General features: G+C 72.7%; 14 protein-coding genes. 6 read left to right on the plus strand and 8 right to left on the minus strand.

Annotated features, from left to right (window positions below; genetic code table 11):
* Positions 1–75: 75 nt before the first annotated feature.
* Positions 76–531, minus strand: coding sequence for a hypothetical protein (locus WN71_RS09545; RefSeq protein WP_046591410.1), 456 nt, complete (start codon positions 529–531; stop codon positions 76–78).
* A 209-nt stretch (positions 532–740) separates the two neighbouring features.
* On the opposite strand from WN71_RS09545, the gene WN71_RS09550 reads away from it, so the two are divergent.
* From WN71_RS09550 to WN71_RS09560, 3 genes are read left to right on the plus strand one after another with little or no spacing between them, the layout of a single operon-like run.
* Positions 741–2,540 (plus strand): FAD-dependent oxidoreductase, encoded by a 1,800-nt coding sequence (locus tag WN71_RS09550; RefSeq protein WP_046591343.1) that lies wholly within the window; start codon positions 741–743, stop codon positions 2,538–2,540.
* A complete protein-coding gene (locus tag WN71_RS09555; protein ID WP_046591344.1) occupies positions 2,540–3,595 on the plus strand; it encodes a maleylacetate reductase in 1,056 nt (351 codons plus the stop codon). Before WN71_RS09550 ends, WN71_RS09555 begins: the two co-directional genes overlap by 1 nt.
* Positions 3,592–4,506, plus strand: coding sequence for a dioxygenase family protein (locus tag WN71_RS09560; protein WP_046591345.1), 915 nt, complete (start codon positions 3,592–3,594; stop codon positions 4,504–4,506). The genes WN71_RS09555 and WN71_RS09560 overlap by 4 nt, the downstream gene beginning before the upstream one ends.
* Here WN71_RS09560 and WN71_RS09565 read toward each other — a convergent pair.
* Together WN71_RS09565 and WN71_RS09570 are read right to left on the minus strand one after the other, a co-directional pair.
* Positions 4,462–5,571, minus strand: coding sequence for an AraC family transcriptional regulator (locus WN71_RS09565; protein ID WP_046591346.1), 1,110 nt, complete (start codon positions 5,569–5,571; stop codon positions 4,462–4,464). The genes WN71_RS09560 and WN71_RS09565 overlap by 45 nt on opposite strands.
* A 58-nt stretch (positions 5,572–5,629) precedes the next feature.
* Entirely contained in the window at positions 5,630–6,337 is a 708-nt protein-coding gene (locus WN71_RS09570) for an alpha/beta family hydrolase (protein ID WP_046591347.1), read from the minus strand.
* 103 nt (positions 6,338–6,440) lie between these two features.
* Between WN71_RS09570 and WN71_RS42255 the strand changes: the two genes are divergently transcribed.
* Entirely contained in the window at positions 6,441–6,650 is a 210-nt protein-coding gene (locus WN71_RS42255; RefSeq protein WP_052743168.1) for a Clp protease/crotonase-like domain-containing protein, read from the plus strand.
* A gap of 69 nt (positions 6,651–6,719) precedes the next feature.
* Here WN71_RS42255 and WN71_RS09580 read toward each other — a convergent pair whose 3' ends face one another.
* The 3 genes from WN71_RS09580 to WN71_RS09590 form a co-directional block, all read right to left on the minus strand.
* Complete coding sequence (locus WN71_RS09580; RefSeq protein ID WP_276208094.1) at positions 6,720–7,448, minus strand: ScbR family autoregulator-binding transcription factor; 729 nt, start codon at positions 7,446–7,448, stop codon at positions 6,720–6,722.
* A 281-nt stretch (positions 7,449–7,729) separates the two neighbouring features.
* Positions 7,730–8,641 carry an FkbM family methyltransferase gene (locus WN71_RS09585; protein WP_240529612.1) on the minus strand — a complete coding sequence of 304 codons (912 nt, stop codon included), beginning with the start codon at positions 8,639–8,641 and terminating at the stop codon, positions 7,730–7,732.
* A 122-nt stretch (positions 8,642–8,763) separates the two neighbouring features.
* Positions 8,764–9,528, minus strand: coding sequence for an alpha/beta fold hydrolase (locus tag WN71_RS09590; RefSeq protein WP_046591349.1), 765 nt, complete (start codon positions 9,526–9,528; stop codon positions 8,764–8,766).
* Between the two features lie 338 nt (positions 9,529–9,866).
* Between WN71_RS09590 and WN71_RS09595 the strand changes: the two genes are divergently transcribed.
* On the plus strand, positions 9,867–10,370 hold the full coding sequence (locus WN71_RS09595; protein WP_046591350.1) for a DUF3291 domain-containing protein: 504 nt from the start codon (positions 9,867–9,869) through the stop codon (positions 10,368–10,370).
* Here the strand turns inward: WN71_RS09595 and WN71_RS09600 are convergent.
* Together WN71_RS09600 and WN71_RS09605 are read right to left on the minus strand one after the other, a co-directional pair.
* On the minus strand, positions 10,342–11,121 hold the full coding sequence (locus tag WN71_RS09600; protein ID WP_143074823.1) for a hypothetical protein: 780 nt from the start codon (positions 11,119–11,121) through the stop codon (positions 10,342–10,344). The genes WN71_RS09595 and WN71_RS09600 overlap by 29 nt on opposite strands.
* Before the next feature lie 328 nt (positions 11,122–11,449).
* Complete coding sequence (locus WN71_RS09605) at positions 11,450–12,067, minus strand: TetR/AcrR family transcriptional regulator (RefSeq protein WP_046591351.1); 618 nt, start codon at positions 12,065–12,067, stop codon at positions 11,450–11,452.
* 98 nt (positions 12,068–12,165) lie between these two features.
* Here WN71_RS09605 and WN71_RS09610 point away from each other — a divergent pair, with 98 nt between their 5' ends.
* The gene (locus WN71_RS09610) at positions 12,166–13,026 is read left to right on the plus strand and encodes a class I SAM-dependent methyltransferase (protein WP_046591352.1); all 861 of its coding nucleotides are present in this window, start codon (positions 12,166–12,168) and stop codon (positions 13,024–13,026) included.
* Positions 13,027–13,042: the final 16 nt, after the last annotated feature.

Raw genomic sequence — 13,042 nt, forward strand, 5'->3', positions numbered from 1 at the left:
GATCCGGGGCGTTCGAGGGTCCGGGGCGTCCGGAGCGGCCGGAGCGTTCGAGGTCTCCCGCCTCGCCGCTGACGCCTAGTCGCGTATCCGCCCCGCCAGCCAAGGCGTCAGCGTGGAGCGCCAGATGCGCTCCTTGTAGGTGTCGTCACCGGGCAGGGGGACGATCAGCCAGCATCCCGGCGGGAAGATCCTGCCCTTCACATGAGCGAGGCCGCCGAGGACCGACCGCAGGAACGCGGGGACGGCGTCGCGGGGTACGTCGTCGAAGGTCACCCCGTCGACCGTGATCCTCGCGTCGTCCTCGGGATAGAGCTGGACGGTGACCTCGGGCGCGCCGCCCAGTTCGACGAAGGCCTCGTGCGGCAGGGAGCCGTCCGGGTCGAGGACGGTGAAGGCGCCCGCCGCCGTCCGGCGGGACGTCTGGTCCGCCCCGATGTCGTCGGTGACGGTCATCTCGAGACGGAACTCGTGGGCGATCTCCCGGACCGCCTGGACGGCCGCCTCCGTGCTCGCCAGATGCGCGTGAGTCATGGACACGATCATGCCGCACGGCGCCGACGGCCCTCGTGGCGGCACCGGCGCTTCACGGCGCCCTCACACCCGCCTCACGGATGGCGGGTCACCGATCCGCCATCCCTTCGTATTCCCGCCCACCTCGGCCTGTCTCCGGTCCCATGGGCGCCCGCGGTTCGACACTGGCCCTGCCGACCATGACGCCGGATCGATGAAAGGCGCCCGCCATGCCCACCTTCAGCGACGGTATCTCCGAGACCGAACCGCCCGCCGGAACGATCATGACCACCGACGTCGTGGTCGTCGGCTCCGGACCCGCGGGCGCGGCCGCCGCGCTGCTGCTGGCCACGCTCGGCGTGGACACCGTCATGATCACGAAGTACCGGTGGACCGCCAACACCCCCCGTGCGCACATCACCAACCAGCGCGCCATGGAGATCTTCCGCGACCTCGGCATCGAGGAGCAGGTGCTGGCGGACGCCACCGAGCACTCCCTGGTCGGTGACACCGTCTTCTGCACGAGCATCGCTGGCGAGGAGATCGGCCGGATCCGCACCTGGGGCACCCGCCCGGACCGCGAGGGCGACTACCGCCTCGCGTCCCCCTGTCTGACCGTCGACATCCCGCAGACGTACCTGGAGCCCATCCTGGTGCGCAACGCGGCCCAGCGCGGCGCCCAGACCCGGTTCTCCACCGAGTACCTCTCGCACACCCAGGACGCCGGCGGGGTCACCGTGCGGGTGCTGGACCGGCTGACCGGGCAGGAGTACGGCATCCGCGCGAAGTACCTGATCGGCGCGGACGGTGCCCGCTCCAAGGTCGCCGCGGACATCGACCTGCCGTTCGAGGGCGCGATGGACATCGCCGGGTCGATGAACATCACCTTCAAGGCCGACATCGGCCGTTACGTCGCCCACCGGCCGTCCGTCCTGTACTGGGTCATCCAGCCCGGCTCGAACGTCGGCGGCATCGGGGCGGGGCTCGTGCGCATGGTGCGGCCGTGGAACGAGTGGCTGATCGTGTGGGGGTACGACATCGCCGAGGAACCCCCGGTCGTCGACCAGGCCGCCGCGGTGCAGATCGTCCGCAACCTGCTGGGCATCCCGGACCTGGACGTGGAGATCACCGGCACCAGTCTGTGGGGCAACAACGAGATGTACGCGACCCTGCTCCAGCGGGGGCGGGTGTTCTGCGCGGGCGACGCCGTCCACCGGCACCCGCCGAGCAACGGCCTGGGTTCCAACACCTCGATCCAGGACGCCTACAACCTCGCCTGGAAGATCGCCGCCGTGGTCAAGGGGCATGCCGGGCCGGGCCTGTTGGAGACCTACAGCGCGGAGCGGGCCCCGGTCGCCGAGCGCATCGTGAAGCGGGCCAACAAGTCCAGCCGGGAGTTCGTCGACATCTTCGCGGCGTTGGGCGTGCTGGACGCCAAGAGCGAGGCGGAGATGGCCGCCGCCATCGAGGAGCGCAAGGCCAACACCCCGGCGGGCGCGGCCAAGCGGGCCGCCCTGGTGCGGGCGATGGAGCTGAAGAACTACGAGTTCAACGCGCACGGCGTCGAGCTCGGCCAGCACTACGTCTCCGACGCCGTCGTCCCGGACGGCAGTCGGCTGCCCGAGCCGGAGCGCGACAGCGACCTCTACTACCAGGCGTCCACCGTCCCCGGCGCCCACCTGCCGCACGCCTGGGTCGGCGACAACGCGCACCGCCACGCCCTCATGGACCTGGCGCCGTACGACCGCTGGACCCTGCTGACCGGGATCGCGGGCGAGGCGTGGGAGCGCGCCGCCGAGGCGGTGGCCGAGAAGCTGGGCATCCCGCTCACGGCCGTCGTCATCGGTCCGGGCCGCGAGGTGACGGACCTGTACTACGACTGGGCCAAGGTGCGCGAGACCGACGAGAGCGGCGCGCTGCTGGTGCGCCCGGACAAGCACATCGCCTGGCGGGCGGCGACCCTGCCCGGCGACCCCGAGGAGGCGCTCATGCGTGCCCTGGTGTCCGTCCTGGGAAGGAACGGGGCGTGATGCGTTTCGTGCACGACACGCTGCCGCAGCGGGTGCGGTTCGCGTCCGGCGCCGCCACGGAGGAACTCGCCGCCGAGGTGGCCGAGTTGGGCGCACGGCGGGTGATGGTCGTGGCGGGCGGCAGCGGACGGGAGATCGCCGACCGCGTCACCGCCGGGCTGCCCGTGGTCCACCGGCACACGGACGTCGTGATGCACGTGCCCGTGGACGTCGCCCGGCGGGCGCGGGACGCCGCCACCGAGTGGCACGCCGACACCCTGGTGTGCGTCGGCGGCGGTTCGGCCACCGGGCTGGCCAAGGCGGTCGCGCTCACCACGGGGCTGCCGATCGTCGCGGTGCCCACCACCTACGCCGGTTCGGAGGCCACCGCCGTCTGGGGCCTGACCGAGGACGCCCGCAAGACCACCGGCACCGACCCGCGCGTCCTGCCCCGCGCGATCGTCTACGACGCGACGCTGACCCGCTCGCTGCCGGTCGGCCTCAGCGTCGCGTCCGGGCTCAACGCCCTCGCGCACTGCGTGGATTCGATGTGGGCCCCGCACAGCGATCCCGTCGACCGGGCGCTGGCCGCGGAGGGGGTGCGCGCGCTGAGCGGCGGACTGCCGCTCGTCGTGAAGGACCCGCACGCCCTCGACGGCCGCGAACGGACCCTGTACGGCGCCTACCTGGCCGCCGTCGCGTTCGCGTCCGCCGGGTCCGGACTGCACCACAAGGTGTGCCATGTGCTCGGCGGCATGTTCGGTCTCCCGCACGCCCAGACCCACGCCGTCGTGCTGCCGCACGTGCTGGCCTTCAACGCGCCGTACTCCCCCGACGCCGAACGGCTGCTGGCCTCGGCCTTCGGCGCGCCCACCGCCGGCGAGGGCCTGGCCCGGCTGCGCGCGGCGCTGGACGCGCCGCGCTCGCTGCGCTCGCTGGGGATGCCGCAGGAGGGGGTCGCCGCGGCAGCCGAGGCCGTCGTCGCGGCGGCCCCGCCCGGCAATCCGCGGCCCGTCACCCTCGCCTCGATCACCGAACTCGTGCAGACGGCATGGGAAGGAAACCCACCCCGATGACCCACGACCGCCCGGCCCCCGCCGGTACCCCGGTTCCGGACGCGCAGCAGGAACGGGAGGCCGAGGTCACCCGCCAGGTGCTCGCCTCCTTCGACGGCTGCGCCGACCCCCGCCTGCGTGAGGTCATGCAGTCCCTGGTCCATCATCTGCACGCGTTCGTCCGCGAGGTCCGCCTCACCGAACGGGAGTGGAACGAGGGGATCGCCTTCCTCACCCGGGCCGGGCACATCACCGACGAGCGCCGCCAGGAGTTCATCCTGCTGTCGGACGTGCTCGGCGCGTCCATGCAGACGGTCGCCGTCAACAACGCGGCCTACGGGGACGCCACCGAGGCCACCGTCTTCGGCCCGTTCTTCGTCGAGAACAGCCCCTCGATCGAACTCGGCGGAGATCTCGCGTTCGGTGCCGCGGGCGAGCCGTGCTGGGTGGAGGGCACCGTCACCGACACCGCCGGGAAGCCGGTCCCCGGAGCCCGGATCGAGGTGTGGGAGGCCGACGAGGACGGCTACTACGACACCCAGTACGGCGACGACCGGATCGCGGCCAGGGCGCACCTGTTCAGCGACGCCGACGGGCGCTACCGCTTCTGGGGGCTGACCCCGACGCCGTATCCCATCCCCCACGACGGGCCGGTGGGAGGGCTGTTGGCGGCGACCGGCCGCTCGCCCATGCGCGCCTCGCATCTGCACTTCATGGTCGGCGCGCCCGAACTGCGCACCCTGGTCACGCACATCTTCGTGCGCGGCGACGAACTCCTCGCGCGGGACGCCGTGTTCGGGGTGAAGGAGTCGCTCGTCAAGGACTTCGAGGCGCAGCCCGCGGGCACCCCGACGCCGGACGGGCGTGATCTCGGCGACCGTCCGTGGTCACGCGTGCGGTTCGACATCGTGCTGGCGCCGGACGGCGCGTGACCGCCCCGCGCGCAGCACGTCCGTGGCGCGCAGCCCGTAGTGCTCCTTGAACCGATGGGAGAAGTGGGCGGCCGAGCCGAATCCGCACCGGGCCGCCACGTCGGCGACCGTCCGCTCCGCGCTCCGGGCCAGGAGCGCGTGGGCGTGTTCGAGGCGGGCGCCCAGCAGGTACTGCGGAACGCTGGTGCCGCCCGCGGCGAAGACCCGCGAGAGATGGCGCTCGCTGATGCCGATACCCCGGGCGATCCGGGCAGCCGAGAGGCCCGGGTCGGCCAGGTGCTCCTGGACGTACGCCTTGGCGACCGTCAGGTGGACGGTGGTCAGGGCGCCCGTCCGGCCGGTGACCACCGAGGCGAGCAGATCGAGCAGCACGTCCTCGTCCACGCCGGGGCCCGCGTCCGCGGCCGGACCGAGGTCCGCGCGGCCGCCCGCATCCGGACCCGCGTCCGCGCTCCCGTCAGCAGCCCCGTACGGACCCGTGTCCACGCCGGGGCCCGCAGCCGCGTCCCCCCTCGCGCCCGGGTCCTCCCCCGACTCCCGCCGCAGCGCCCGAGCCGCCAGTGCGGCGAGGGTTCTGATCTGCACGGACCCGTCGTCGATGACGAGCGGCTGCGGCAGGGAGGCCGGCCCTCCGAGGTCGCGCCACACCGTGTGCGGGACCTTGAGCGCGAGTTCCTCCAGTCCGTGCGAGAAACCGCGCATGAAGGGCTGGTCGGCGTCGCAGATCAGCAACTGCCCGGGATGCAGCAGCCGTACGCCGTCGTCGTGGTAGAAGAACGCGTCGCCCGCGAGGCTCAGATAGCAGGCCACGGCGTCCGAGGGGACGCGGCGGATCTCGGCCCGCGTCCGCTCCACGACGTGCGGGCTGCCGAGCACCCGCGCCACATGCACCCTGGGGAGCTGGAGGTTGATCTCCGTCGCGTCCAGGGCGGTGTCCTGGAGGGACCGGCAGCGCAGCCCGATCAGGGCCTCGGCGTTGTGTTCCTCCCACAGTGCGACGCGCCGTGCCTCGGGAAGGCCGACGGTGCTGAAGCGCACCGGCGCGCTCGTCGTCCCGCTCTTCATTCCTCCAGCGTAGAGGCGTCGGCCGCTGCCTGCCCCAGGTCGCGCACCTACTTTTTGATCACCGAGGAGGCCCGGTGTCGTACGACCGCGGGTCCTGGCGTGCCAGCAGGGCGCCCACGCTCTCGCCGGCCGCGCGGTGCCAGTACCGGAGGGGGCGGAGCAGGGCGTGGTCGCCGCCCGGCACGACGACCGCCTCGGCGCGCGCCCCGGCCGCGCGTGCCCGGGCGACCAGGGCCAGCGAGGCCGCGGGGTCGGTGACCCGGTCGCGGTCGCCGTGCAGGACCACGACGTCCTTGCCGGCCAGGTGGTCGACCGGTTCGCCGTCGGGGCACCAGGGCGCGAGCGCCAGGACGCCGCTGACCCGGGGCGTGTCGGCGGCGCGCAGTGCGGCGCGGCCGCCCATCGAGTGGCCCACCAGGACGGTGGGTAGGTCGCCGAAGCGGCGGCCGAGTTCGTCGAGCGCGCGATGGGCGTCGTGCAGGGGGTCCGCGTCGGCGCCGTTCCAGCCGCGCACGCGGTAGCGGACCTGCGCGACCAGGACGTCGTCGGGGGTCACGGCGGCGACGGCCCGCACGAGGGGCCGTATCCGCAGGGCGGACAGTTGCCAGGGGTTCGCCGGGACCCGGCTGTCGGCGGTGCCCCCGTGCAGGAACAGCACGGCCGAGCGCGGGGCGCGCGAGGTACGCGGGCGGCGGCGCGGGACGAGGGCGGCCGGCGGGAGGTCCGCGGCGGCCGGGCCGGTGGGGCGCGGAGCGTGTCGGGTCATGGGTGCCGGTCTGCTCCCGTTCTGGCTCGCCGTCAGGGCGCGCGGGGCGGTCGTAGGGCTCCAGTATCGGCGTGAAGGCGGAGTACGGTCGCCTGCGGCGCGGATGGCGGCCTGCGATCTCGTCGTCGCGGCCGACCATGTCAGGTTCGGCGTCCCCGAGGTGCGCCGCTCCCTGGTGGCCGCGGACCGGACGCTTGAGGAGTGCTGGGACCGCCAGGAGCAGATCATCGCCGCGGTCTTCGCGTCCGGCGACGCCCGCGAGGGGGTGACGGCGTTCACGGAGAAGCGCGGGCCGGTGTGGCGGGGCCGCTGACGGGGGGCGTCGGCGCCTGCGCGCGGGTGGTGGTGGGGGCTGGCTGGGTGAGGCGTCGCGGGCGGCATGTCACCCCGCGGTCACCGGCTCCTCCCCCGCGCCGTCCCGGGCCTGTCGGACCACGTACTCCTCGTTCTCCGCGCCCAGCTGGGCCGCGCGTTCCGCGGTGATCACCAGCCGCCCCAGCACGGCCGGAACCGCCACCGCGGGCAGCAGGTGCCGGAACAGCGCGGCGATCCGCTCTTCCAAGTCGCGCCGCTCGACCAGGATGTGGGAGTGCATCTGGACGCCCGTCCAGGCGGCCGAGAGGAGCCACGCGCTCTCCGCCGCGTCGACCCCGGGGAGCAACTCCCCCTGATCCTGTGCCTCGCGCAGCAGCTTCTCCGAGGTGTCGACCCACGCCGTCACCAGGTGCGTGCCGAACTGCGCGCGCAGACCGTGCTCCAGGGACAGCTTCGCCGCCGCGCTCACCACGGCGTCCCGGCGCATCCGATACGCCGTCAGCAGCCCCACGTCCACCATCTCCTGGAGCTTGCACACCCGCGGCGGCAGCGACAGCACCGCCAACTGCTCGTGCAGCACGCCCTCGGCCAGCGCCTGCTTGGACGGGAAATGGAAGTACAGCGCGCCCTTGGTCACACCGGACCGCGTCAGAATCTCCCCGATCGTCGCCGCCTCGTAGCCGCGCTCGTCGAACACGGACGCCGCCGCTTCCACGATCGAACGCCGCGTCCGAATCGCACGCTCCTGCCGAGCCACCGAGCCACCTCCACCACCTGGACCAGCACACTCCCCCACCCAAACCAAACCAGCTAGTCCGTATATTCACAACCCCAGCCGGACCCCTAGGTCCGGAAACGGCGCCACCGAGCCCCTCACTGGCCACTTTCGCACCACAAGCCCCACCACGGCGTCACGGCGCAACCCCTTCGCCACCCCTACACAAAACGGAAGGAATGATTCTCCAGCCACTCACGACCGGGACTTGAGCGACATGTACGGGTGCGGCTGCGGGCGGCGGCCGCCGGTGCGGACGCGGGTGCGGGTACATGTACGGGTACGGGTACGGCGATCGAACGCTAGGGAAGACGGTCCGCGTCCACCCGGGAGAAGATCAGGTCGCTCTCCTCCGTGACCGGGTGCCGCCATCGCACCGGCACGGCCGGTCCCCTGCGCAGCGCTTCCGGATAGCTCTCGGGGGCGTACGCGTTGGGCAGGCGGTAGGCGTGGAACCCCGCGTCCGACATGGTCTCCAGCAACTCGTCCACGGAGTCGCCGAGTTGGGCCATGCGGTCGGGGGTCACCTCCACGGTGATCTCGACGTCGGGGCGCAGCCGGCCGAGCAACGGCCGCAGCCCGCGCACCACTTGGCCCTCCGCGCCCTCGACATCGATCTTGATCACCCTGGCGGTCGCCGCCTCGTCCTCGGCGAGCAGCTCGGGCAGCGGCAGCGCCGCGATGTCGAACGCGGACTCGGCCGGGCCGTCGTAGGGGACGATGCTGTTGGCTCCCATGTTGCGGGAGCTGGCCAGCACGAAGGTCAGCGTGCGGTGGGTGTCGGCGACGGCCGCGTTCAGGGCGCGGACGTTGCCGCAGCCGTTCAGGCGGAGTTGCTGCGTCAACCGGCCGTGGAACACCGGCGAGGCCTCGATGGCGACGACCCGCCCGCGCTCGCCGACCAGTTGTGACGCCAGCACGCTGAAGATCCCGACGTTGGCCCCGACGTCGACGAAGGTGTCGCCCGGCTTCAGCCGGCGTTCGAGCCAGCCGGTCATGTGCGGTTCCCAGACCCCGAAGAGGTACACGTACCGCTGGATCAGGTCCTGGGTGTCCACCGCGAACCGCGCCCCGAACCGGGTCTCGACCACCCGCCGCCTCGGACGGTCCCGAAGGTGCGCGTTGAGGAGGCGGGACGCCAGGAACGCCTTGCCGAGGGTGCCGGGAGCGTCCCGCACATAGCGACGCCCCAGCGTGACCAGCGTCTCCGGCACGGGGGTGTTCAGCAGGGTCTCCTCCTCCGACTCCCGGCGACCGAGGCGGCAACCCTATCGCGCGCGCTCTCGGCCACGGGTGCGGCGTCCGGCCGGTGAACCGGACGCCATACCCGCTCATGTCAGGCCTGACACAGGGCCGTTCGGCTCAGATGGCGCGCGAGGAAGCGGACCGCGCTGTCGACCTCGAACCTGGGCAACTCCTTGTGCCTGCCCGCGTTGACGTGCAGCGTCTTCTCCGACGAGGCGAAGGCGTCGAACAGCGCGAGCCCCGCCTCGCGCGGGATGTGCTCGTCGTCCCACTGCAGGTCGAACTCGATCGGGACGGTGATCCGCTTCGCCTGCTCGGCCAGCGCGTCGGGCCAGTGCAGGCCGAACACCGCGGCGTTGATCCTGGGTTCGACCGCCACCAGCGGTACGCCGATCGCGGTTCCCATGTTGAGGCCGAACCAGCCGACGGATCCGCCGGTGCCGATCTCGGGGAGTTCCTGGAGCGCGTCCAGGGTCGCCCGCCACTCGGGTACCGCACGTTCCGCGAGGTGCGCGTTGTAGCGGACGACGACCGGGCCCACCGGCTCGCCCGCCGCCATGGCCTGCTGCATCACGGCGATCTCCTGCTCGTCGTACGCCGTCCGCGGCCGGTCGCCGTGGCCGGGCGCGTCGATGACGGCGACGTGGAAGCCGCAGCCTGTCACGAGCCGTCGGGCACGGCCGGACATCGCGGGATGCTTCTTGTGATTGCCGCCGCCGTGCCCCATGAGGACGAGCGGCGCCCCGTCTGCACCGGAGGCGGGCGACCAGAGAACACCGGGGACTTCGCCGACGGTGAAGTCGCGTTCGGTCATGCCGTCCGCCGAGGACTCGGCGGTGAATTCCAGAGAGTGCATGGCATTGCCTTTCGGGAGAGCCTTGTTGTCGAGGCGCTCCCGGCGATACCTACGTCAATCGCCCGACCGTGACGCGAGGGAGAGCACCCACCTGCCAAACAGCGTTCATGGGTCTCACCTCCTTCGACGGTGCCGCGGTCAGCCGCACGCTACCAACCCGGCGCCGCTCCCGCCCACCCGTTTTCGCCCGCCGCCCAAGCCTCCACAAGGCCCCGTACAACAGGCCACTTGGGCAGGGAAAACGCAACTTCGACAGGGCTCGTGCAGGCGGTTACCTTCACCTGTCCCTCGGCGAACCGATCCCCCTCCGGACGGCAGCCCCGACCAAGGAGAGACGTATGCCCCAGCTCGCCCTGTACACCTTCGGCGTCCTGAAGTCGCCGCTCGCCGATCCCGGGCCTCTCACACGCGAGTTCTACGACACCGGCGAGGCCGTCTACCGGACGATCAGCCGGCGCCCCGGGTACCTCGCGCATGCAGAAGCGGCAGGCGGTGACCGGGGCGTGCTGTTCGAGGCGGACTGGGGTGCGTGGGGAGAGTTCGCCGTTCCCGCCTGGTACCGCAAGGGCCGTGGGGCGGACACCACCGCCCTGGCCACGACCCTGTCCCTCTGGACCGGCCTGCGCCCCGCCTTCGACGCCGTCTGCACCGGTCCGCACCGGGAGGCACTGAACCGGCGTCACGACTGGTTCGAGAGGACCGAACACCCGACCCATGTGTGCTGGTGGGTCTCCGACGGCGTGACACCCCCCTGGCGGGACGGCGTCTCCAGGCTGGAACACCTCCACGCCCACGGCCCCGCGCCGCACGCCTTCACCTTCGCCCACCCGTTCGCGGCGTGAGCGCGACGCGGTGCCAGCGATCCCGTTCCGCCGCGTGGCTGCCCGACTCCGTCGCCAGGTCGGTCGCGGCCACGGCCTGCGGTGTGGGCTCACCGTCGCGGGTGAGGAGCGTCAACGGCCAGGTGGGGGAGGCGGGTTCAGCGCCGTCGTACGGGTGCCAGTCCCAGGGGCCGTCGAATCGCCACGCACGACCGTCGCGGTCGACGACCTCGTCGCCTTCTTCGAGGAACGCGTAGGGACGGAAGACCAGTTCGATGCTGATCGGTTCCTCCCCCGCCGGATCGAGCGTGGTGCCCTGGTCCTCCAACTCGGGGTCGTGGGCCTCGCCTTGCGGCAGAAGTTCGAGGTAGCAAGCGGGGCGGGGCAGCAGGCCTGTCACCAGCGGCGGGTCGAAGTGATACACGGACGCGATGTGCACGACGGTCGGCGGGATCCCCACCCGGCAGGCGTCACCCGCCCGCAGCGTGGCTTCCGCCGGCTCGGTCCGGAAGTACGAGCGGTCCCAGTCCTGGTCGGACGGGAGGGGCAGGGCGTAGTCGCCGTTCCAGGCGTAGGAGTGAGCCTCAGGGTCGACCGCGTTCCACGGCCACCTCACGGAGACATGCGAACGCGAGACCCCGGTGACCGAGGCCTCGGTGAACGGGCACTCCAGCCGCACCACGTCGCCGGGACGGAACCGGACCGCGCCCCCCTCGGCGGCGCCGACGCCCATCGCCCGCCGCCCCGACGGCAGTTCCCGACCCGCACCCATCACGCCCTCCTCGAAGTCCACGGTCCGCGGTCCACGGTCCGCGGTCCGCGGTCCGCGGTCCGCGCCCAGCATCACAGAATGCGCCATCACCGTCGGGCGCGGCGTTCGGGGCCCGCAGCCCGGGGCTGCCCGTCCGTCCTCTCGGCCGACCGAGGATCTCGTCCGGCGGACGCGAGAGGACCTCGCCCACCGGCTCACCCACGTCTTCGGCGAGGCGACCTGCCCGCGTCACGCCCGGCGTTTCTCCATCGCCGAGCAGATCGCGGGACAGGTCACCGGGTCGGTCATCAAACAGGTCTCCGGTCCGGCCGGTTGACCGAGTGTCGGTTCACTCCGCGTCGACGCCCCCGACCGGCACAGGCACCAGCGCGCCGACCAGGCGGCGAAGCAGCTCCGTGCGGTCGGTCGTCCGGGGGTGGTCCGCGGCGCCGTGCATCAGCAGATGATGGACCGTCCCGGTCAGCGCGAGCGCCAGCATCGGGCAGTCGGCGTCCGCGGCGACGCGGCCGAGGCGCTGTTCCGCCTCCAGGTACCGGGTCATCGCCGCCTCCACCGCGCCCGGCCCCGGCGCGCCCTCGGCCCACGCGTGCCCCACCCGTTCGGCGACCCGGGCCCGGGAGAGGGCCGTCGCCGCGATCTCGGGGCCGGTCGTGCCGAGCATGGCGAGAGCCGCGCCGGTCAGATTCTCGCGTACGCCGCCGTGACCGGCCCGGTCGGGCAGCGGGCCCACCTCGGCCGCGATCCGCGCGAAGCGGTCCAGGACCAGCTGGGCGACGAAGTCGTCGAGGTCGGCGAAGTGGTTGTACAGCAGCCCCTTCGCGCAGCCCGCCTCCTCGGTGACGGCACGGTTCGTCAGTCCGGCCGGGCCCTCCCGGGCCAGAACCCGTTCCGCCGCGGCGAACAGCCGCTCCCGGACATCGGGGATCGCTACGCCGCGCGGTGACATCCAGTCCTCCGGATTCGACACTTGCCAGTATGGGCAATCGCCCATACCGTGGGTATGGGCAGACGCCCATACTAGCCTCTCCGGCAGGAGCGATCCTCATGCGTGAGCTCGTCAACACCGCACAGTCCGAGGCGTGGAACGGCGACGAGGGCCGGCACTGGAGCGACCACCACGACCGGTGGAACGCCGTCAACGAAGGGTTCAACACCCCCCTCCTCGCGGCCGCCGCGATCGGCGCCGAGGACCGGGTGCTCGACGTCGGCTGCGGCACCGGGCAGACCACCCGGCTGGCCGCCCGAGCGGCGGCACGGGGCTCGGCCCTGGGACTGGACCTCTCCGCACCGATGCTCGCGACCGCCCGCACCCTGGCCGAGAAGGAGGATCTGGAGAACATCACGTTCGAGCAGGGCGACGCCCAGGTCCACCCGCTGCCGCCCGCCGCGTTCGACACGGCGGTGAGCCGCTTCGGCATCATGTTCTTCGCCGATCCGGTCGCGGCGTTCGCCAACATCGGCCGGGCCCTGCGCCCCGGCGGCCGGCTCGCCTTCGTCTGCATGGCGGACCCGGCCCGCTGCGAGTGGGCGCTGGTCCACGGCGCCGTACAGGCACGCCTGCCCCTCCCGCCGCAGGAGCCGGGCCCCGGGGGCGGACCCGGCATGTTCTCCCTCTCCGACCCGGCGGTCGTTCGCGAGGTCCTCGGCGCGGCCGGGTTCGGCGACGTACGCCTGGAGTCCGTGGAGGCACTCGGCGCGTTCGGACGGGACGCCGACGACGCCGCCGACCATCTGCTGGGGTCCGGACCCGGCCGCCATCTCGTGAACGCGCTCGGCCCGACCGGCACCGCGGACGCGGCCGGCCAGGTGCGCGCCGCGATGTCCGCCGTCCTCGCCGGCCACGCGGGCTCCGGCCCCGTACGGCTGCGCACCTCCGCATGGCTGGTCACCGCCGCCCGCCGCTGACCGGCCACGGGCGCAC

Origin of the sequence: Streptomyces mangrovisoli, assembly GCF_000974985.2 — a bacterium.
Lineage (GTDB): Bacteria > Actinomycetota > Actinomycetes > Streptomycetales > Streptomycetaceae > Streptomyces > Streptomyces mangrovisoli.